This window comes from Saccharothrix saharensis, assembly GCF_006716745.1.
GTDB classification, from domain to species: Bacteria; Actinomycetota; Actinomycetes; order Mycobacteriales; family Pseudonocardiaceae; genus Actinosynnema; species Actinosynnema saharense.
Genome location: NZ_VFPP01000001.1, coordinates 4499136 through 4519757, shown reverse-complemented (window position 1 = coordinate 4519757; position 20622 = coordinate 4499136). Strand labels below are relative to the sequence as shown.

At 72.6% G+C, this 20622-nt stretch carries 19 protein-coding genes and 1 tRNA gene; 15 read left to right on the top strand and 5 right to left on the bottom strand.

Features of this window, described 5'->3' with window-relative positions:
• Nucleotides 1-26 precede the first annotated feature (26 nt).
• The 5 genes from FHX81_RS19715 to FHX81_RS19700 all read left to right on the top strand — a co-directional run bounded on the left by FHX81_RS19715 (nucleotide 27) and on the right by FHX81_RS19700 (nucleotide 2122).
• Nucleotides 27-194, top strand: coding sequence for a DUF4244 domain-containing protein (locus FHX81_RS19715; protein WP_425473831.1), 168 nt, complete (start codon nucleotides 27-29; stop codon nucleotides 192-194).
• Complete coding sequence (locus tag FHX81_RS19710) at nucleotides 191-535, top strand: TadE family type IV pilus minor pilin (protein WP_141979562.1); 345 nt, start codon at nucleotides 191-193, stop codon at nucleotides 533-535. Before FHX81_RS19715 ends, FHX81_RS19710 begins: the two co-directional genes overlap by 4 nt.
• Nucleotides 532-678 carry a hypothetical protein gene (locus tag FHX81_RS40630; RefSeq protein WP_170232098.1) on the top strand — a complete coding sequence of 49 codons (147 nt, stop codon included), beginning with the start codon at nucleotides 532-534 and terminating at the stop codon, nucleotides 676-678. Before FHX81_RS19710 ends, FHX81_RS40630 begins: the two co-directional genes overlap by 4 nt.
• A 132-nt stretch (nucleotides 679-810) precedes the next feature.
• On the top strand, nucleotides 811-1251 hold the full coding sequence (locus tag FHX81_RS42095; RefSeq protein WP_141979561.1) for an Rv3654c family TadE-like protein: 441 nt from the start codon (nucleotides 811-813) through the stop codon (nucleotides 1249-1251).
• 268 nt (nucleotides 1252-1519) lie between these two features.
• Nucleotides 1520-2122, top strand: coding sequence for a bifunctional DNA primase/polymerase (locus FHX81_RS19700; RefSeq protein ID WP_141979560.1), 603 nt, complete (start codon nucleotides 1520-1522; stop codon nucleotides 2120-2122).
• Here FHX81_RS19700 and FHX81_RS19695 read toward each other — a convergent pair.
• A complete protein-coding gene (locus tag FHX81_RS19695) occupies nucleotides 2092-4530 on the bottom strand; it encodes a DEAD/DEAH box helicase (protein WP_141979559.1) in 2439 nt (812 codons plus the stop codon). The two genes, FHX81_RS19700 and FHX81_RS19695, sit on opposite strands and share 31 nt — an antisense overlap.
• Before the next feature lie 204 nt (nucleotides 4531-4734).
• Between FHX81_RS19695 and FHX81_RS19690 the strand changes: the two genes are divergently transcribed.
• From FHX81_RS19690 to FHX81_RS19650, 8 genes are all read left to right on the top strand, one after another.
• A complete protein-coding gene (locus FHX81_RS19690; RefSeq protein WP_141979558.1) occupies nucleotides 4735-7038 on the top strand; it encodes a sodium-translocating pyrophosphatase in 2304 nt (767 codons plus the stop codon).
• Between the two features lie 131 nt (nucleotides 7039-7169).
• Nucleotides 7170-7754 carry a hypothetical protein gene (locus FHX81_RS19685; RefSeq protein WP_141979557.1) on the top strand — a complete coding sequence of 195 codons (585 nt, stop codon included), beginning with the start codon at nucleotides 7170-7172 and terminating at the stop codon, nucleotides 7752-7754.
• 43 nt (nucleotides 7755-7797) lie between these two features.
• Complete coding sequence (locus FHX81_RS19680) at nucleotides 7798-8415, top strand: hypothetical protein (protein WP_141979556.1); 618 nt, start codon at nucleotides 7798-7800, stop codon at nucleotides 8413-8415.
• A 90-nt stretch (nucleotides 8416-8505) separates the two neighbouring features.
• Nucleotides 8506-9432 carry a hypothetical protein gene (locus FHX81_RS41325; protein WP_211363517.1) on the top strand — a complete coding sequence of 309 codons (927 nt, stop codon included), beginning with the start codon at nucleotides 8506-8508 and terminating at the stop codon, nucleotides 9430-9432.
• Between the two features lie 126 nt (nucleotides 9433-9558).
• Nucleotides 9559-12321, top strand: a complete 2763-nt coding sequence (topA, locus tag FHX81_RS19665; protein WP_141979555.1) for a type I DNA topoisomerase — start codon at nucleotides 9559-9561, stop codon at nucleotides 12319-12321.
• A gap of 13 nt (nucleotides 12322-12334) precedes the next feature.
• A complete protein-coding gene (locus FHX81_RS19660) occupies nucleotides 12335-12772 on the top strand; it encodes a hypothetical protein (RefSeq protein WP_141979554.1) in 438 nt (145 codons plus the stop codon).
• Between the two features lie 84 nt (nucleotides 12773-12856).
• Nucleotides 12857-14884 carry a bifunctional MFS transporter/dTMP kinase gene (locus FHX81_RS19655; RefSeq protein ID WP_246107891.1) on the top strand — a complete coding sequence of 676 codons (2028 nt, stop codon included), beginning with the start codon at nucleotides 12857-12859 and terminating at the stop codon, nucleotides 14882-14884.
• A 20-nt stretch (nucleotides 14885-14904) separates the two neighbouring features.
• The gene (locus tag FHX81_RS19650; RefSeq protein ID WP_141979552.1) at nucleotides 14905-16104 is read left to right on the top strand and encodes a DNA polymerase III subunit delta'; all 1200 of its coding nucleotides are present in this window, start codon (nucleotides 14905-14907) and stop codon (nucleotides 16102-16104) included.
• Here the strand turns inward: FHX81_RS19650 and FHX81_RS19645 are convergent, their stop codons facing one another.
• Nucleotides 16105-17667: a hypothetical protein gene (locus FHX81_RS19645; RefSeq protein WP_141979551.1), complete on the bottom strand. Its 1563-nt coding sequence runs from the start codon at nucleotides 17665-17667 to the stop codon at nucleotides 16105-16107.
• A gap of 124 nt (nucleotides 17668-17791) precedes the next feature.
• Here FHX81_RS19645 and FHX81_RS19640 point away from each other — a divergent pair.
• Together FHX81_RS19640 and FHX81_RS40625 are read left to right on the top strand one after the other, a co-directional pair.
• A tRNA-Thr gene (locus FHX81_RS19640) sits at nucleotides 17792-17865 on the top strand.
• Between the two features lie 174 nt (nucleotides 17866-18039).
• A complete protein-coding gene (locus FHX81_RS40625) occupies nucleotides 18040-18210 on the top strand; it encodes a hypothetical protein (protein ID WP_170232097.1) in 171 nt (56 codons plus the stop codon).
• Here FHX81_RS40625 and FHX81_RS19635 read toward each other — a convergent pair.
• From FHX81_RS19635 to FHX81_RS19625, 3 genes are all read right to left on the bottom strand, one after another.
• Nucleotides 18197-19147, bottom strand: a complete 951-nt coding sequence (locus FHX81_RS19635) for a TIGR03617 family F420-dependent LLM class oxidoreductase (protein WP_141979550.1) — start codon at nucleotides 19145-19147, stop codon at nucleotides 18197-18199. The genes FHX81_RS40625 and FHX81_RS19635 overlap by 14 nt on opposite strands.
• 11 nt (nucleotides 19148-19158) lie before the next feature.
• Complete coding sequence (locus FHX81_RS19630; protein WP_141979549.1) at nucleotides 19159-19974, bottom strand: excalibur calcium-binding domain-containing protein; 816 nt, start codon at nucleotides 19972-19974, stop codon at nucleotides 19159-19161.
• Nucleotides 19975-20046: 72 nt separating this feature from the next.
• Nucleotides 20047-20499: a DUF4442 domain-containing protein gene (locus FHX81_RS19625; RefSeq protein ID WP_141979548.1), complete on the bottom strand. Its 453-nt coding sequence runs from the start codon at nucleotides 20497-20499 to the stop codon at nucleotides 20047-20049.
• Nucleotides 20500-20622: the final 123 nt, after the last annotated feature.

The window sequence follows — 20622 nt, the reverse complement described above, 5'->3', positions numbered from 1 at the left end:
GATGATCGGAGTGGAAGATGGTTGTGGTGGGGCGAACCTTGTCGGACGACCGCGGTATGTCGACGGTGGAGTACGCGATCGGCACGCTCGCCGCCGCCGCGCTCGGCCTGCTCCTGTACTCGCTGATCAGCGGTGACTGGATGCAAGTGCTGCTGAAGGCGTTGCTGCAACGTGCCTTCACGGTGGATGCGTGAGACGGGGTGTGCTCGGTGACGACCGGGGCGGGGTGACGGTCGAGGCAGCGGTGGCGGTGTGCGGGTTGGTCGCCGTGCTCGTGCTCGGCATGGCCGCCGTGATGGCGGTCGTGGAGCAGCTCCGGTGCACGGACGCGGCCCGGGAAGCGGCCCGGTTGGTGGCCCGGGGTGACGACGCGCGCGTCGCCGGGGTCGTCGAGGCGCTGGCGCCGGAAGGGGCGCGGTGGACGGTGTGGCGTGAGGAGGACACGGCCTCGGTCGAGGTCGTCTTCTCACGGCTGGGCGTCGAGCTGCGGGCCAAGGCCTACGCGGTGGTGGAACCGGGGGTGGTCGCCGGGTGAGGGCGGTGCGGTCGGTGGGGGAAGGCGGGAGGTGGCGGACCGGACGAGCGGCGGAGGAGCGGGTGGCGGCGCCCGGCTGGTGGGTGACGGCGGGTGGCGGGCCGGGCGGCGAGGTGGTGGTGGGTGCGGTCGGCGGGCGGTGAGCGGAACGGCGGCGCGGCCGGTGCCGGCGGGAGGTAGCGGCGCGTTGGCCGCTCCTGGAGGAGGCGGGCTGGTCCGGGCTGAGCGGAGGAGCGGCGGTCCTGGATGGGGTGCCGGGTGGTGCAGGTGCGGCGATGAGTGGGTGGTGGGCGGCGGACGGTGGTGGCAGGCGGCGGTCGGGAGAGGAGACAGGGGGTGAGCGGGCGGTGAGGGGGAGTCGGAGGTGGTGGTTGCGATCGGGTGGGGATGACCGTGGGGCGGCGTCGGTGGTGGCGGTCGCGGTGGTGGGCGTCTGGTTCGCGTTGGTGGTGGGGGCGGTGCAGGTGGGGGAGGCGGTGGTTGGTCGGCATCGGGCCAGTGCGGCGGCGGACTTGGCGGCGGTGGCGGCGGCGGGGCAGTTGGGCGGCGGGGTGGCGCACGCCTGTGCGCGGGCTCGGTGGGTGGTCGAGCGGATGGGTGGTCGGTTGGTCGAGTGCCTGGTGGAGGGGTGGGAGGTGGAGGTCCGCGTGTCGGGTGGAAGCACGGTGTTCGGCGCGCCCAGCGCGCGGGCGCGGGCCGGTCCGGCCGAACGGTGACCCCTGGTCGGCGCGACGAACGGTCGCCCGTCGGCGGTGAGCGGACTCACACGACCGCAGATCCGCGGGTTGGGCGGGGGTGAGCGGCCGGCACGCCGTTCTGCCGCACGCCCCCGCCGGCTGCGCTCGCCGTGCCACAACGACCAGTTGCCGACAAGCGCTTACCAAAGCCGCCGGTCATGGCGTTAGTTCAAGTGGTGGCACCGACACGGTGTCGAACAACACGCGACACGGTGTCGTGGACGCAGACGCAGGAGGCGAACGAAAGATGGAGTGGTCGGATAGCTGGCGCGGGGCCTTCCGCATCGAGCTGCGCGCAGAGGCGGTCAACCTCGCGTGGCACGGGTGGCCTGTGCTGCCGGGCACCTATCCGGCGGGTGACCGGTGGGCCGGGCGTGACGGCGTCGAGGACAGCGGCCCGGTGCCGGTGCACGGCGACTGGCAGGAGCGCATCGGCACGAAGGCGGAGCAGGTCGCCACCTGGTGGGCGGGCCACTCCTACAGCATCCTGCTCGCCACCGGCCACGGCGTGGACGCCGTCGAGGTGGGCACCGACCTCGGCCGCCGGGCCGCGGTGGAGCTGCGCGCCGCCGGCATCCCGGTGCCGATCGTGGCCACCCCCGAAGGCCGCTGGATGTTCCTGGTCGCCTCCGGCGGCACGCCGGTCGCCCACCCGGACGTCAAGCACTACGGCCAGGGCGAGTACGTCCCGCTGCCGCCGAGCCCCGGCCAGGTCGGTGTCGTGCACTGGCGGGTCAAGCCGCAGATCTGCGCGTGGCGCCTGCCGCACGTGGACGTGGTCCGCGAGGCCCTGGTGCAGGCCGCCGAGCGCACCTCCGACTACGGCCTGGTCGCCGCCGACCGGTCGTGACCGACGTGGCCGTGCCGGACGTCGTGGTGTCTCTCCCCGACCACCCCGAGCACGACGTCCAGCACGGCCACACCGCCCGCCTTGTCCAGCGGATCGTTGCCATTCCCGCACTTCGGCGACTGCACGCAGGACGGGCACCCGGCCGGACACGCGCAAGCCGCGATGGCCTCCCTAGTAGCGACCAACCACGGGACTACCGCGTTGAACCCGCGGTCGGCGAACCCGGCTCCCCCGGGATGACCGTCGTGCACGAACACCGTCGCCTCCCCGGTGTCCTCGTGCAGTGCGGTCGAGACTCCGCCGATGTCCCAGCGGTCACAGGTCGCGAAGAGCGGTAGCAGGCCGATCGCCGCGTGTTCGGCGGCATGCAGTGCGCCGGGGACGCGCGCCGGAGTCAGACCGGCGCCCCCCGGCGCACTGCCCGACGACCCGGTGCCCGGCACTTCGGTGCCCAGCAACTCGGCCGACACCGTGTACCAGACGGCCCGCGTCACCAGCGTCTGCGCGGGCAGCGACAACGGCACCGAGTCGATCACCCGGCCGGACGGCAGCTTGCGCAGGTAGCCGACGACCTGCGAGGTCACCTCCACCTCGCCCAGGCACACCGTCACCCCGTCGTACTCGCGCTTCTCCAGCACCCGCACCACCGAGATGTCCTTGGTGTCACGGGCGGTCGTCGTCCAGTCCGGCTTCTCCGCGTGCACCATCGCCAGGCCGGCGTCGAGGTCCAGCTCGTCCACCACGTACGACTCGCCCTGGTGCAGGTACACCGCGCCGGAGTGCACCTGCCAGCACGCCGAACCGGGGTCGACCGTGCCGAGCATCCGCCCCGAGTCGGCCTCCACCACCACGACCTGCTCGCCACCGGACCCTCGGATGTCCACGGCGCCGTGCGGCCGGTCGTGGGACGTCCAGTACCAGCCGTTCGGCCGCCGCCGCAGCACCCGCCGCGCGGTCATGTCCTCCACCACGGCCAGCGCCGCGTCACCGCCGAACGAGGCCAGCGACTCCGGCGTCAGCGGCAGCTCGGCCGCCGCGCACGCCAGTTGCGGCTCCAGCACGTACGGGTTCGTCGGGTCCAGCACCGTCGCCTCGACCGGTTTCTCCAGCACCGCCGCCGGGTTGTGCACCAGGTAGGTGTCCAACGGGTCGTCCCGCGCCACGAACACCACCAGGGCGTCGGAGTCCCCGGTCCGCCCCGCCCGCCCGGCCTGCTGCCAGAACGACGCCAGCGTGCCCGGGAACCCCGCCACCACCACCGCGTCCAACCCGACGATGTCGACGCCCAGCTCCAACGCGTTCGTCGTGGCCACGCCCAGCAGCTCACCCGACGACACGGCCCGCTCCAACGCCCGCCGCTCCTCCGGCAGGTACCCGCCCCGGTAGGCGGCCACCCGCGGCGCCAGCGACGGGTCGACCTCCGACAGCACCCGCCGCGCGCCCAGGGCGGTCAGCTCAGCGCCCACCCGCGACCGCACGAACGCCAACGACCGCGCGCCCTCCACCACCAGGTCCGCCAGGATGCGCGCGGTCTCCGCGCCCGCCGACCGCCGCACCGGCGCGCCGTTCTCGCCCTCCAGGTCGTCCAGCAGCGGCGGCTCCCACAACGCCACCGTCCGCCCGGCGCGCGGCGACCCGTCCTCCGTCACCGCCACCACGTCCGCGCCGAGCAGCGCCGAGGCCGACGCCGCCGGATCCGCCACCGTCGCCGACGCCAGCACGAACACGGGGTCCGCGCCGTACCGCTGCGCGACCCGCCGCAACCGCCGCAGCAACAACGCCACGTGCGAGCCGAAAACACCGCGGTACGTGTGGCACTCGTCGACCACCACGTACGACAGCCGGCGCAGGAACCTGATCCACCGGGCGTGGTTGGGCAGCACGCCCCGGTGCAGCATGTCGGGGTTGCTGAACACCCAGTTGGCGTGGGCGCGCACCCAATCGCGTTCCGCCATCGGCGTGTCGCCGTCGAACGACGCGGCGCGCACGCCCGACACGCCCAAACCGGTGACCGATCTCAACTGGTCCGCGCCCAACGCCTTGGTCGGCGACAGGTAGAGCGCGGTCGCCCGCGGATCAACGGTCAACGCGCTCAACACCGGCAATTGGTACGCCAGCGATTTCCCCGAAGCGGTACCGGTCGCCACCACTACGTGTGATCCCGACCACGCCCGCGTCGCTGCTTCCACCTGGTGCCGCCACGGCTGGGCCACACCCCGCTCCACCAGCGCGGACACCACCGGTTCCGGCGTCCACGACGGCCACGCGACGGGCTGTGCGGGCCGTGCGGGCTGCTCTTCGGTGTGCGTCAACGGCGATTCGCCGGCCGGAACCCCGGCGAGGACCCGGTCCAGCAAACGTCGTCCCTGGTTCGCCACGAAGCGCAGCTTCGCACACCGGACCGACATCCCAACCCTGCCTGTGCGGATAACGGTGTGTGTACGGATCGGGACTGATCGTTGCCTCCTTGCGCACTATGAATAGACTCCGCCGCTATCGCATCCAATGAGGGGTGCATCACGTTGTGTCGGGGCTGACAGTCGCGTGAGTGACCCGCCTCACATCAGCGGGATGGCCTGGCATTGGGCTTGGAAAACTCACCAGGAGGACGGATGTCCCGGCAATTCCTCGCGGAGGGCCTCGAGCTCTCCGGAGGTGATCGCGGCCTCGTCGCCGTGGTCGCCGTGGTCGCCCTGGCTGCCCTGGCCGTGGGCTACGTGCTGCTCCGGGAGGTGCTGGCCGCGGGCCAGGGCACCTCCAAGATGCAGGACATCGCCAAAGCGGTCCAAGAGGGCGCAGCGGCCTACCTCAACCGGCAGTTCCGAACGCTCGGCATCTTCGTCGTCGTCGTGTTCGTGCTGCTGTTCGCGCTTCCCGCCGAGGACATCGGCGAGCGGATCGGCAGGTCGCTGTTCTTCCTCGTCGGCGCCGGCTTCTCCGCCGTCATCGGCTACCTCGGCATGTGGCTGTCGACCCGCGCGAACGTGCGCGTCGCCGCCGCGGCCAAGGAGGCGGGCGGCCGGGAGAAGGCCATGCGGATCGCGTTCCGCACCGGCGGCGTGGTCGGCATGTTCACCGTCGGTCTCGGCCTGTTCGGCGCGGCCCTGGTCGTGTTCGTCTACGTGGGCCAGGCGCCGCGCGTGCTGGAGGGCTTCGGCTTCGGCGCGGCCCTGCTCGCCATGTTCATGCGGGTCGGCGGCGGCATCTTCACCAAGGCCGCCGACGTCGGCGCGGACCTGGTCGGCAAGGTCGAGCAGGGCATCCCCGAGGACGACCCGCGCAACGCCGCGACCATCGCCGACAACGTGGGCGACAACGTCGGCGACTGCGCCGGCATGGCGGCGGACCTGTTCGAGTCCTACGCCGTCACCCTGGTGGCGTCGCTGATCCTCGGCACGGCCGCGTTCGGCGCGAAGGGCCTGCTGTTCCCGCTGATCGTGCCCGCGATCGGTGTGCTCACGGCGGTCATCGGCGTCTACATCACCAGCGCCCGCACCGGCGAGAACGGCCTCACCGCGATCAACCGCTCGTTCTACATCTCGGCGGTCATCTCGGCCGTGCTGTGCACGGTGGCGGCGTTCGTCTTCCTGCCCAGCTCGTTCGCGGGCCTGGCGGGCGTGTCCGAGGACATCGCGCGCACCTCCGGCAACCCGGCCCTGATCGCCGCCATCGCGGTGATCATCGGCATCGTGCTGGCGGGCGTCATCCTGTGGCTGACCGGCTACTTCACCGGCACCGAGCACAAGCCGGTCAAGGAGGTCGGCCGCACCTCGCTCACCGGCGCGGCGACCGTCATCCTGTCCGGCATCTCGGTCGGCTTCGAGTCGGCGGTCTACACGGCGCTGGTCATCGGCGGCGCGGTGTACGGCGCGTTCCTGCTGTCCGGCTCGGTGGTCGTGTCGCTGTTCGCGGTCGCGCTGGCCGGCTGCGGCCTGCTGACCACGGTCGGCGTCATCGTGGCCATGGACACCTTCGGCCCGGTCTCCGACAACGCGCAGGGCATCGCCGAGATGTCCGGCGACGTCGACGGCGAGGGCGCGCAGATCCTCACCGAGCTCGACGCGGTCGGCAACACGACCAAGGCGATCACCAAGGGCATCGCGATCGCCACCGCCGTGCTGGCGGCGACCGCGCTGTTCGGCTCCTACAAGGACGCCATCGACCAGGCGCTGCGGGACGTCCAGGTGGGCCTGGGCGAGGTGCCGGTGTCGTTCAGCAACGTGGTGTTCAGCCCGAACGTGCTGGTCGGCGTGCTGATCGGTGCGGCCGTGGTGTTCATGTTCTCCGGTCTCGCGGTCAACGCGGTGACCCGCGCGGCGGGCGCGATCGTGTTCGAGGTGCGCCGCCAGTTCCGCGACAACCCCGGGATCATGGACGGCACGGTCAAGCCGGAGTACGGCAAGGTCGTCGACATCTGCACGAAGGACTCGCTGCGCGAGCTGGCCACCCCCGGCCTGCTGGCCGTGCTGGCGCCCATCGCGGTCGGCTTCGGCCTCGGCGTGGGCCCGCTGGCCGGGTACCTGGCCGGCGCGATCGCGACCGGCACGCTGATGGCGGTGTTCCTGGCCAACTCCGGTGGCGCCTGGGACAACGCGAAGAAGCTGGTCGAGGACGGCAACCACGGCGGCAAGGGCTCCGACGCCCACGCCGCGACCGTCATCGGCGACACGGTCGGCGACCCGTTCAAGGACACCGCCGGCCCGGCCATCAACCCGCTGATCAAGGTGATGAACCTGGTCTCGGTGCTGATCGCGCCCGCCATCGTCGGCTTCACCGTCGGCTCGGGCGAGTCGGCGGGCGTCCGGTACGCCATCGCGATCGTCGCGGCGGTGGTCATCGTGGCGGCCGTGGTCGTGTCCAAGCGGCGCGGCACGGCGATCGCCGACACCCCCGCGGAGGCGACGACCTCCGCGTGACGCGTGGGTAGGGGGCGGGGTGCCGCGGTCGGAGGCACCCCGCCCTCGCGCATCACGGGTGGGCCGGGTGGCCGCGCCCGGATGGGGGCACACTGTTCGGTGGAACGCCGAGACGGAGGGGGAGCACCCTGATGAGACTTCTTCCGCTGGTCGCCACGACCGCCCTGGTCGTGGTGGTCGCCGGGTGCGGGTCCGGGGGTGACTCCACCGCGCCCACGTCGTCGTCCGCCACACCGTCCGACACCGCGGCGGTGGCGTACATGGACAAGGTGTGCACGGCGACGACGACGTTCGTCGCGGGGCCGAGGAAGCCGCCGCAGGTCGACCCGAACGACCCCGCGAAGGGCAAGGCCGAGATGGCCGCGTACATGGGCCAGCTGGCCGACGCGTCCGCCCGGACCGCGGCCAGGCTGCGCGAGGTCGGGCCGTCGCCGGTGCCGGGCGGTGACGAGTACGTGGAGAAGATGGCGGTGACCTTCACCGACCTCGCGAAGAACTTCACCGACGCCAAGGCCGCCACCGAGGCGGCGGACGCGAACGACCCCGTGGGCGGGCTTCAGGCCGCTGGTGAGGCGATCACCCGGATGGATGCGTTCTTCGCGCCGCTGAAGGAGCTGGAGTCGGTGCCGGAGCTGGCGTCGGCCGCCGAGAAGGCCGCGGCCTGCCAGGACCTGCGGACGTTGAGGCCGTCGGAGACCGCCACACCGACTTCGTAGTAGGTTGCCCCCTCACCTTTTTCACCGATTTGGGGGGCATTTCGTGAAGCACCGTGTTGCGCTGGCCGGCGCGTTCGCCGCCGTTCTGGTCACGGCGGCGTGCGGCGGTGGCGGCTCTTCGTCGTCCTCGACCGGCGGTTCGTCGGCCACCACCACGACCACGACCGCGACCGCGGCGGCCAACGCCGACCCGGTCAAGTGGACCGGCACGTTCTGCGAGGGCATCGGGCCCACGATCGAGGGCGTGATGACCCTGCTCAAGACGATGTTCGAGGGCGGCGCGGAGGACCCGGCCGTGCAGAAGGCCGCGCTGCTGGACTACAGCTCCAAGGCGGGCAAGTCGCTCACCGAGGCGGGCGGGAAGCTGGACGACCTCGGCGCGCCGTCGGCCGAGAGCCAGGAGCTGCACGACGAGCTGGTGAAGTTCTTCACCGACTCCGGCAAGACGCTGACCGAGGTCAACACCGAGCTGGCCGCGCTGGACCCGGCCGACCCGGAGTTCGCCACCAAGCTGGAGCAGCTGGGCGGCGACCAGGCCGACCCGTCCAAGCTCCAGGAGCAGATCAAGAAGCTCCAGGACGACCCGAAGCTGGGCGAGGCGTTCAAGCAGGCGCCGGAGTGCGTGGCGATGACGGAGACGCTGAAGAGCCTGGGCGGCTGACACCGCTGTGACTCGTGAGGCCGATGGGGTCGGTGGTTCAGCCCTTCGGAGACTGGCCGTGGTCGAACGTGTGTTCTACGCTGCGTCTTCGTGGGGCAACTGTCCTTCTACTCGGCCGAGGCGAGACAGCCTTGCGTCGGTGACCTGGCGGGCCTGCTGTGCGGGCCCGGCCGGGCGCTGGGCTTCGCCCGCGGACGTGCGGCCCGGGTGTCGATCGCCCTCGACACCCGGGACCGGGCCGCCGCGGTCGTGGCGGCGCTGGCCGAGCGGGGCGTGCAGGCGCGGTTCGAGCTGGTCAGGACGCCGGTGCGGGTCGAGGCCGGGGACGAGCCGGTGACTGGGTGCGGCGCCCCGGACGGCATCCACCCGGACGAGGTACCCCCGGACGGGCTCCCCCAGGACGGGGACGTTCCCGACGGCACCGCACCGGACGAGCCGCTGGACGAGGTGCTCGACGCCCCGGTCGACGACGAGCAGGACGGCTTCGCACCCGTGGTGATCGGTTCGGGCCGGAGCCGACCGGCGGCACCCGAGCCCGAGCCGGACGCCGAACCCGCGGCCGGCGCCGGGGCGGCCGAACCCGGGGCGGCCGAACCCGGGGCGGCCGAACCCGAGGCGGTGGGGCCGGAGCCCGAGTTCACCGAGTCGTGGCAGGTCGTGACGGCTTTCCGCACCGACCTGGCCGGGCTGGCGGCCCGGTGGCTCGACGGCGACCGCAAGGTCGTCCCACCCGACTTCGCCCTCGACGGCGCGGCGCTGCGGCTGTGGGCGCTCGCGTCCGGCCGATGGGTCGAGTCCGGCTCCGGGTACCTCCTCGGCCTCGACCCGGAAGCCCCCGACACGCACGAACCGTTGCGAAAAGCATTGGCCACGTCGGGCCTGCCCTCGACACTCTTGACCGGGAGAGCCGGCGGGCCGGCGCTGCGCGTGGCCGGCAGGCGACGGCTCGAACGGCTCGCCGAGCTGGTCGGACGGGCCCCGCGGGGCGTCGCTGAACGCACCTGGCCGGCCGCGTAGCGCGTCGGGTTGGCGGAGGATCCGGCACAGTTGTGTCACCCTGTCCCGACCAGGGCTGCCCAGCGGCGACAAAGGACAGTGCACACTGGCGGGTCGGGACACAGTGTTCGAAGAGAGCGGGACGGCGTGGCTGGATCGACACGGGCGAGGAAGACAAACGGGGGATCAGCGAGCGGCAACCGGCGGTTGGTGATCGTCGAGTCGCCCGCGAAGGCGCGGAAGATCGCGTCCTACCTCGGCAACGACTTCGTCGTGGAGTCATCCAAGGGGCACATCAGGGACCTGCCCCGCGGCGCGGCCGACGTGCCCGCCAAGTACAAGGGCATGTCGTGGGCCCGGCTCGGCGTGGACGTGGACCACGGCTTCGAGCCGCTCTACGTCGTCACGCCGGACAAGAAGTCGACCGTCGCCGAGCTGAAGGAGCTGCTCAAGGACGTCGACGAGCTGTACCTGGCGACAGACGGCGACCGCGAGGGCGAGGCCATCGCCTGGCACCTGCTGGACACGCTGAAGCCGAAGGTCCCGGTCCGGCGGATGGTGTTCCACGAGATCACCGAGCCCGCGATCCTCGCCGCCGCCGCGAACCCGCGCGACCTGGACCAGGACCTGGTGGACGCGCAGGAGACCCGCCGCATCCTCGACCGCCTCTACGGCTACGAGGTCAGCCCGGTGCTGTGGAAGAAGGTCATGCCGAAGCTCTCGGCGGGCCGCGTGCAGTCCGTGGCGACCCGGATCGTGGTCGAGCGCGAGCGCGAGCGGATGAAGTTCGTCACCGCCTCGTACTGGGACGTCTCGGCGACCATGGACGCGGGCGAGGACGCCGCGCCGCGCACGTTCGGCGCCCGGCTGATCGCGGTCGACGGCACCCGCTTGGCCGCGGGCCGCGACTTCGGCTCCGACGGCAGGCTGAAGGCCGGCTCCGACGTCCGCGTGCTGGACGAGGCGCAGGCCAGGGCCATCGCGGACGGCCTGGTCAACGCCACCATGACGGTCTCGTCGGTGGAGGAGAAGCCGTACACGCGCAAGCCGTACGCGCCGTTCATGACCTCCACGCTGCAGCAGGAGGCGGGCCGCAAGCTGCGCTTCTCCGCGGACCGCACCATGCGCACCGCGCAGAAGCTCTACGAGAACGGCTACATCACCTACATGCGCACCGACAGCACGACGCTGTCGGAGACCGCGATCGCGGCGGCCCGGGCGCAGGCCACCGAGCTGTACGGCGCGCAGTTCGTGTCCAAGGAGCCGCGCCAGTACACCCGCAAGGTCAAGAACGCGCAGGAGGCGCACGAGGCCATCCGCCCGGCCGGCGAGGTGTTCCGCACGCCCGGCCAGGTGGCCCGTGAGCTGGAGTCCGACGAGTTCAAGCTCTACGAGCTGATCTGGCAGCGCACGATCGCCTCCCAGATGGCCGACGCCCGGGGCAACACGACCTCGGTGCGCATCTCCGGCACCACGGCGGGCGGCGAGGACGTCACGTTCGCCGCGTCCGGCCGCACGATCACCTTCGCGGGCTTCCTCAAGGCCTACGTGGAGACGGTCGACTCGGAGGCGGGCGGCGAGTCCGACGACGCCGAGTCGCGCCTGCCGCAGCTCGTCAAGGACCAGTCGCTGCTGGCCGCCGAGCTGTCCGCGGACGGCCACTCGACGTCACCGCCGCCCCGCTTCACCGAGGCGAGCCTGATCAAGACGATGGAGGAGCTGGGCATCGGCCGGCCCTCCACCTACGCCTCGATCATCAGCACCGTCCAGGACCGCGGCTACGTGTGGAAGAAGGGCTCCGCCCTGGTCCCGTCGTGGGTGGCGTTCGCCGTGGTCGGGCTGCTGGAGCAGCACTTCGGCCGGCTGGTCGACTACGACTTCACCGCCGCGCTGGAGGACGAGCTCGACGGCATCGCCGCGGGCCGCCAGGAGCGCACCACGTGGCTGTCCGGGTTCTACTTCGGCGGCAACGTCGGCCCCGAGTCGTCGGTCGGCCGGTCCGGCGGGTTGAAGAAGCTGGTCGGGTCGAGCGTCGAGGAGATCGACGCCCGCGAGGTCAACTCGATCCCGCTGTTCCCCGACCTGGAGGGCCGCACGGTCTACGTCCGGGTCGGCCGCTACGGGCCGTACCTGGAGCGCGAGGTCGAGGGCCCGGACGGCGCGGTCAGCGCGCAGCGGGCGAACCTGCCCGACGACCTGCCGCCGGACGAGCTGAACCGCGACATCGCGGAGAAGCTGTTCGCCACCCCGCAGGAGGGCCGCTCGCTGGGCACCGACCCGGTCACCGGGCACGAGATCGTGGCCAAGGAGGGCCGGTTCGGGCCGTACGTGACGGAGGTGCTGCCCGAGGCGGCCGAGGGCGCGAAGAAGGCGCCGAAGCCGCGCACCGGCTCGCTGTTCAAGTCGATGTCGCTGGACTCGGTGACGCTGGACGACGCGCTCAAGCTGCTCTCGCTGCCGCGCGTGGTCGGCAAGGACCCGGAGACCGGCGCGGAGATCACCGCGCAGAACGGCCGGTACGGGCCCTACCTGAAGAAGGGCACCGACTCGCGGTCGCTGACCAGCGAGGACCAGCTCTTCACGGTCACCCTCGACGAGGCGCTGAAGATCTACGCCGAGCCGAAGAAGCGGGGCCGGGCCGCGGCCGCGCCGCCGTTGAAGGAACTGGGCGCGGACCCGGTCTCCGGCAAGCCGATGGTGGTCAAGGAGGGCCGGTTCGGCCCGTACGTGACCGACGGCGAGACCAACGCGTCGCTGCGCAAGTCCGACAGCGTCGAGGGCCTGTCCGACGAGCGGGCGGCCGAGCTGCTGGCCGAGAAGCGGGCCAAGGGGCCGACGACGAAGAAGAAGGCACCGGCGGCCAAGAAGGCGCCCGCGCGCAAGAAGGCTCCGGCGAAGTCGAAGAGCTAGGGGAGGCGGGGCGGTGGACGACTCGGGTACCGGTCGGACCGGTCACGACGGGACGCAGCCGCCCCCGCCCCCGCCCGTGTTCCCGGACCCGCTCGCGGGCCTGGTGACGGGCGAGCAGCCCTACCGGGCACCCGACCAGGTGGTTCCGGTCGTCGTGCCGCCTCCAGCGCCCGACCCGGAGGGCGTTGCGCCGCCCCGGGCGACGGCCCGACGGTCGGCCCCACCCCGGCCCGTCCAGCACGTCCAGGGGCAGCCCGCCGTGCCCGGGTCGCGCGCGCGGCCGGCACCTCGTCAGGCACAGCAGCCGGTCGTCCCGCCGACCGCGCCACCGGGGCCGAAGAAGGGCAAGGCCGGGCTGATCGGGTGCCTGGTCGTGCTGGCCGCGCTCAGCGGGCTGCTCTTCAACGTGGTGCGTGAGATCATCGAGGCAGTGGTCGACCTACTGCGATGATCTCGCTTCGGTCACCCGAACGGCGGATGTGGTCAGGCGGGTGAACCGGTCCGGCTACCCTGACTGCCTGCACCATCGGCGGGGGTGAGCACCATCCAAGACGGCGGCACAGCGGCCTCGACCAGCCACCGGATTCGCAGCGTGTTGGCGATCCGGCCGTTCCGCAGGCTCTGGGGTGTCACCTATCTGTGCAGCGTTGGTGACTGGCTGTCATTGCTGGCCTTGACGGGCCTGGTCACCAAGATGATGGACAGCTACCAGTGGCAGAGCTTCTCGCTCAGCCTGGTGGTCCTGACCCAGCTGCTGCCCGGAATCCTGTTCGCGCCCCTCGGCGGCGTGCTCGCGGACCGGTTCGACCGCCGCAAGATCATGGTGGTCTGCGACCTGCTGCGCGGCGGCCTGTTCATCTCGATCGCGCTGGTCGGCACGGCGTGGTGGTTGTTCATCGCGAACTTCCTGGTCGGCTGCTGCGCGATGCTGTGGATCCCGGCCAAGGACTCGGCGGTGCCGAACCTGCTGCGCCGGCCCGACCAGGTGGAGACGGCCAACCAGCTCGGCTTGGTGATGACCTACGGCATCTCGGTCATCTCCGGCGCGGGCCTGTACTCGATCATCTCCGGCATCCCCGGCTACCTCGGCCTGCAGAACAGCGACCTCGAGTTCCGCATCGCGACCATCGCGGTCATGGTCAACGGCGCGCTGTACGTGACGTCGGCCATCATCGTGGCCACCCGCATCCCGGAGCTGTCCGGCCGGATCGCCGCGGTCAAGCGCACCCGGGAGAACGGCGAGGCGCCGGGCTTCTTCGCCATGCTGCGCGACGGCATGAAGTACGCCGCCCGCACGCCGCTGGTCCGCGGCCTGGTCATCGGCATGATCGGCGCGTTCGCCGCGGCCGGCGCGGTGATCGGCACGGCCACCCCCTACTCGCTGTCGCTGCTGGGCGGCGACTCCACGTTCGGCCTGCTGTTCGTGGCCGTGTTCGCGGGCCTGGCGCTGGGCATGGCGACCGCGCCGCGGATGGCCCGGCGGCTGCCCTACGACCGGCTGTTCGGCGTGACGATCCTGGTCGCCGGCGTGAGCCTGCTGTTCGTGGCGTTCGCGCCGCACCTGTGGGTGGCGCTGGTCGCGGTGGCGTGCGTCGGCGCGTCGGCGGGCATGGCGTTCCTGACCGGCCTGACCATCGTCGGCTCGCAGGTCGAGGACGCGATGCGCGGCCGGACCGTGGCGCTGCTCCAGTCGCTGCTCAAGGTGGTGCTGTTCGCGGCGTCCGCCGCCGCGCCGCTGCTGGTCACGCTGGTGCAGAAGCGGACGGTCACGATCTTCGGTCACCCGATGGTGGTGGACGGCACGCGGCCGGTGATGTTCGGCGCGGGCGTGATCGCCGCCCTGCTCGGGCTGATCGCCTACCGGCAGATGGACAACCGGCGGTCCGAGCCGATCCTGTCCGACCTGCTCGCCGCGCTGCGCCGCCGGGCCCGGCGGACCGCCGGCGTGCTCATCGCCGTCGAGGGTGACACCCGGCAGGACACGTCCGTGCAGGCCAGACGGCTGGCCGAGGCGTTGCGCGAGAGCGGCCGCGAGGTCGTGCTGGCCTCCGACCCGGACCTGGACGAGCAGCGGCTGCGCAACCTGCTGTCCACCGCGGACCTGGCGGGCGTGCGGGCGCACGCGCTGGTGGCCGCCGCCGTGCGGGCCGACGTGGTGGAGCGCGAGGTGCGGCCCGCGCTGGACAACGGCGCGCTGGTCGTGATGGAGCGGTACGTGGACAGCCCGTTGGCGCACTTCAGCGCGGCGGGCAGCGTGGAGCCGCGCGAGGTCGAGGGCCTGGTCGACTGGGCCACCGGGCGGCTGCGCCCGGACATGACCGTGCTGCTGGACCGCACGCCGTCGCAGGTGCGGGCCTCCGGCGGCACGCTGGACACCGTCGAGCACCACTGGCGGGTGCAGAAGCTGCTGACCGACATGGCCTCGGCCGACCCGGAGCGCTACGTCGTGGTCGACGCCGACGGCACCGAGGACGAGGTCGCCGAACGGGTGCGCTCCGCCGTGCTCCCGCTGCTCGCGCGGCGGACCCGGATGCCCGCCGAGCCGGTGGCGGAGACGTCCTGACGGATCGGTACGGTCGCCTCGTGAACCGTGGTGTGTGGGGCGACGTCGTCGGCCAGCCCGAGGCGGTCGAGGTGCTGTCGGCGGCGGCGGAGGCGGCCGCGTCGATCGTGGCGGGCGGGTCGCCCGCGCCGGGTGCGATGACCCACGCGTGGCTGTTCACCGGGCCGCCCGGCTCGGGTCGCTCGGTGGCGGCACGGGCGTTCGCCGCCGCGTTGCAGTGCACCGCCGTGGACGACCGGCCGGGCTGCGGCTCGTGCGCCGGGTGCCACACGACCCTGGCGGGGACGCACGCCGACGTGCGGGTGGTCGCGCCCGAGGGCCTGTCGATCTCGGTGGCCGAGATGCGGTCGCTGGTGCAGGTGTCGGCCCGGCGGCCGACGTCCGGGCGCTGGCAGGTGGTGATCATCGCCGACGCCGACCGGCTCACCGAGGGTGCGGCGAACGCGCTGCTCAAAGCGGTGGAGGAACCCCCCGCGCGGACCGTGTTCCTGCTGTGCGCGCCGTCGGACCACCCCGACGACGTGTCGGTGACCATCCGGTCGCGGTGCCGGATCGTGTCGCTGGCCACCCCCCGGACCGCGTCGATCGCGGCGGCGCTGGAGGTCGAGGGCGTGGCGCCGGAGGTGGCGTCGTGGGCGGCCTCGGTGTGCGGCGGGCACGTGGGCCGGGCGCGGCGGCTGGCCACCGACGAGCAGTCGCGGGCCCGGCGCGAGGCCGTGCTGCGCATCCCGATGGCGCTGCGCCGGCCCGCGGACATCTTCACCTGCGCCGACCAGCTCGTGTCGGCCGCCGAGGGTGACGCGCAGACCGCGAACGAGGGCCGCGACCAGGCCGAGCGCGAGGCGTTGGAGACCGCGATGGGCGCGGGCGGCACGGGCAAGGGCACGGCCGCCGCGACCCGCGGGGCCAAGGGCGCGCTGAAGGACCTGGAGAAGCGGCAGAAGTCGCGGGCCACCCGCACCCAGCGCGACTCGCTGGACCAGGCGCTGGTCGACCTGGCCGCGTTCTACCGGGACGTGCTGGTGACCGCGACCGGCGCGCCCGCTGTGCTCAACCACCCGGACCGGGCCGAGGACGCGCGCGCGGCGGCCTCCTCGTGGACGCCGGAGTCGGCGTTGCGCCGGCTGGAGGCCGTGCTGGACTGCCGGACCGCGCTGGAGCTGAACGTGAAGCCGCGGATCGCCATCGAGGCCATGCTCACCACGCTCCAGCGGGGCTGATCACGGCGTCAGCGGGCGGCGGCGGGCCGGCAGGGCGGCGACCAGCACCACGCCGACCAGCAGCAGCGCCGTGCCGGTCCAGAAGATCGGCACCGTCTTGTAGGCGGCGTTCGTGTAGGCCAGCGGTTGGCCCTTCTTGGGTGGGGCCGCCTGGCCGCCACCACCCGGCGGCGCCTGCGCCGGTGCGCACACCACGCCGCCGTTCGGGGCCGCCGCGCGCACGATCTGCTCGCCCAGGGACACCTGCGCCAACGCCGACGGCAGGTTCGGCAGGCCGAGCGCGTCGGTCGGCAGGAGCTGGAGGTCGAGCAGGCGTGCGGTGGCGCCGAGCATGTACCCGTTGACGGTAGGTCCGCCCTGCTGGAGCGGGCCGTCGAGCACCATGTCCTTCCGGTTGAGCTGCGCCACCTGCAACCGCAGCACGCCGATGTCCAGCTTGGGCAGGCCTTCCGCCAACGCGCCCACGAGCGGCAGCTCCTGACCGGCGGTGACGCCGATCGGGACGTCCAGCTTCGGGTTGGCCGCGTCGAGCGTGCCCAGTTCCCTGCCGCCCTGGCCGACCCGCAGCACGGGAGCGGTGTACGTGATCCCGGACGTGGCCTGGTCACCGGTCGACAGCGCGGTCAGGGTCGGCCGGCTCACCACGTCGACGCGGATCTCGGCGGGCGTGCCGGCCAGGAGCCGGATGCTCGCGGCCTGGAGCGTCGACGTCGACCGCACGGCCTTGTTCGGGCTGCCCGGCAGGTCGACCAGCTCGACGGTGGAGTGGGCGGCGAGCGTCTCGGGCAGGCTCAGCAGCGAGCCGTTCGCGCCCGTGTCGGGTGTGCCGGAGAGCAGGCCGCCGAGTTGGCTCAGCGGCGCGGTGAGCTGCTTGACGTCGTCGATCAGTGCCTGCTTGGCGGCCGCGTCGAGCTTCGGCGTGTCCTGGGTGAGCAGGCCGGTGAGGTCCGGGGTGCTCGGCAGGGTCGGGATGGCGTTGAGGACGCTCAGGGACGCGACGGAGGTCTTGGCGTCGGCGAGCGGCGACACGCACGGACCGAGTTCGTCGTCCCAGCGGGCGTGCGCGCTGCCGTTGAGCAGGCCGACCTTGAGCAGGGCGTCCAGCGGGGTGGCGGGCGGCGTGAGGCCGCCGGTGACGGGCTCGGCGTTGTCCGGCGAAGCGGTCTGCACCAGCGTGCCCGGCGTCTGCGGCGCGCGGCCCTGCACCGCGAAGCCCAGCGGTGACGCCTGCGCGACCGCCCGTTCATAGGACAGGTACGCCTCGGTGTTCGCCTGGGCGGAGGCGAGGCCGACGCCGATCTCGGCCGCCGACTGCCGGGGCAGTTGCTCGCCGAAGCCGGGCAGGATCGTGCCGGTGGGCGACGAGTCCGGCGCGAGCCGGACCACGGCCAGCCCGGTGCCCGCGTCACCGACCGCGTGCGCGCTCAGCGGCGGCCCCGAGGACACCGGCGGCTGGTTCGGGTCGCGCGGTCCCGGCACCGGCGTCGTCGTCGGCTGGGCGAGGGCGGGTGCGGCGCAGAGCGCGACCAGCACGGCGGCGGCGGGCACAGCCATCAGGCGCATCGGGTCGGACCTCCCTGACAGCGGCGTCATCGGGCGACGCGCGCGTGAGCGGCGTCACCTTTGCTCTAACGAAGCACCCCCGGTTCGGTGACGCCGGGGAGTTCGGCTATAGTTGTCGCGTCTCGCCGCCTTAGCTCAGTCGGCCAGAGCGGCTCACTCGTAATGAGCAGGTCATCGGTTCGATTCCGATAGGCGGCTCGCGGGATGGAGGACAGGACCAAGCCGGGGTACCGGCTTGGTCCTTCTTCTTTACCCGGCACCTTCCCGGCCCTTGTCGACTACGGGGTGAGTCGGCGATGCTGCTCCATCAGGGTGACCTTTTCACCGTTGGCGTCAGGTGTGGGCGACGGTGTCGTTGCCACCGTGGAGGTGATGGCGATGGTCACGATGGTCGTGCTGACGGTCTTGGCGCTGCCGCTGGCCGTGCTGGCGGCGCGCGTCGGTCGGCGGCGCTGGGTGCGGCGGGCCGTGGCGCGGGCCGAGCTGTTCCGGCACTGGGTGCCGCGCGACGAGCCGAGCGGGCACCACCTCATCCGGTCCTGAGCACCGGCGCGGCGATCCGGGTGACCACGTCGCCGTAGCGGCGGTCGACCTCGGCCCGCACCTGCGCCGGCGTGCCGACGACGGCGAACGCGGCCAGGACCTCGTCGGTGATCGCGGCGGCCATGTCGTCCCACATCCGCCGCCGGGAGAGCTGGTGCAGCTCCTCGTGCAGCTCGCCCCAGCCGTGCAGGTCCAGCACCTTGCGGTAGGCGGGCGTCGAGCCGTAGAACGCGATCTGCCGCTTCACGTCGGCCACGCCCCGCTCGTCGCACGCCACCAGCGACGGCCCGCACACCTCCAGCCCGGCCACCGGCTTGCGGGCCTTGGCCCGGCCGCGCGCCAACGCGGGCAGCGTCACCTCGCGCAGGTACCGCTCGGTGGTGAAGGTGTGGCACAGGAAGCCGTCCGCCACCTCGCCCGCGACCTCGGTCATCAGCTCGCCGACGCCCGCCAGCCACACCCTCGGCGGGCCGTGCGGGTTCGGGCCGGGGTCGAAGAACGGCGTCATCAGCGTGTGGGTGTAGAACTCGCCGCGGAACCTCAGCCGCTCGCCGGTCTCCCACGCGTGCCAGATGGCGCGCAGGGCCAGCACGAACTCGCGCATCCGCGCGGCGGGCCGGGACCACGGCATGCCGAACCGCTTGGTGACGTGCGGCTCCACCTGCGAGCCCAGGCCGAGGTTGAACCGGCCGCCCGACAGCAGTTGCAGGTCGTTGGCCTGCACCGCGGTGCTCATCGGGTTGCGCGCGAACGCCACCGCGACCGCCGTGCCCAGCTCGACCCGCTCCACCTGCCCGGCCACGCGGCCCAGCGCCAGGAACGGGTCGTGCCGGGTCTCGGCCACCCAGAAGCCGTCACACCCGTCGGCCTCGGCCACCCGGGCCGCGGCCACCACGGTGCGCGGGTCGTACTCGATCTCCAGCCGGTCCACCTTCACGCCGCTGGAACCTACTCGCAGGCCACGCCGTCCTTGTCCCGGTCCAGGGCGGCGCGGTAGCCGGGCTGTCCGGCGTACAGGGGCGCCTTGCCCGCAGCGCGGACGGCGTCGCAGTTGGCGTAGTAGGCCTCGACCGGAGCCGGTTGCACCGGTTGCGGTGCCGGTTGCACCGGTTGCGGTGCCGGTCGCGGCGGCGGTGGGTTGTAGGTCGGCTTCGGCGCGGGCGGCGGGGGTGGCGGCGGTGCGACCGTGTCGGCGCCGGCGCACGGCGCGCCCCAAAGGCCGAGGCCGGCGGCCTTCGCCGCGTCCTGGGCGGCGACCAGCGCGGCGGTCGCGGTCGCCTCGGCGCGGGCCATGCCCTTGCCCGCCGCGTGCAGGGCCAGGTCGACGCCGTCGGGCAGCAGCACGGTCGCGCCGACCACCCGCAGGTCCTTGCCGGCCAACGAGGTCTTCAGGAAGTCCACCGCGGCGGCCGACCAGCACTCGCCGGGCTGGGCGAGGCCGGCCAGCTGCACGCGCCCGCCACCCGACACGGTGATCGTGCGCCCGTCGACCACTTCGGCGACCGTGACGGGCGGGGGCGTGGTGGTGGTGGTCGTCGTGCTCGTGGTGGTCGTGGTGGACGTCGACGTGGTGGTGGTCGTCGTCGTTCCCGTCGCGTTGAGGGCGCGCGGGGTGCCGTCTTCGGGCGTCGGGTTGGTGATGCCGACGATGAACAAGAACAGCACCACGACACCGACGGTGATGAGGATGCGGCGCTTGCGGGGGAGCTTGCGCCAGGAAGCTAACGGCCCTGAATCCGCGGAGCCTGCGGTTCTACCTGCCATGTCCGCCTCATCGCCCGGACCCCTCCCGCTTGTTACCCACGTCACATGGCATGTCCGGCTGGTTACGCTCGGTCAGCGGTTCGGGCGCAGGGTCCAGACGACGGCCATCTCGCCGGTCGTCACGCCCTGCGCGTCGGTGATCGTCACGGTGACCGGGAACTCCGGCCGGACGCCCGACTCCAACTCGGCCACGACCTCCGCCGCCGGTCGGCCCAGCACGGCCTCGGCGCGCAGCGGGCCCAGGGCCAGCTTCTTGTAGGCGATGTCGGACCGCGCCACCAGCGGCGTGGCCTTGTCCAGGTGCGGCGCGAAGGCGGCCATCACGACGGCGCCGGAGGCGGTCTCCCCGACGCCGAACACCATCGCGGCGTGCGGCCCGCCGACGTGGTTGCGCAGGTCCTCGCGGTCGGGCAGTTCGGCGACCACGCGATCGCCGGAGACCTCGGTGAACTCGACGCCCATGGTCTTCACCCACGGCACGGCCTGCTTCATCGCCTCGGCGACGAACGAGTGGTCAGCGCTCATGGGCGCCGATGCTACCGGCCGGTAACCGTGAGACCGGGGTCACGGGTATTTCGTTTGCGATGTCACCCGTTTGAGCGCATGCTTGTACCCAGCAACTAGTTGGTTGATGCAAGCAAACGGAGT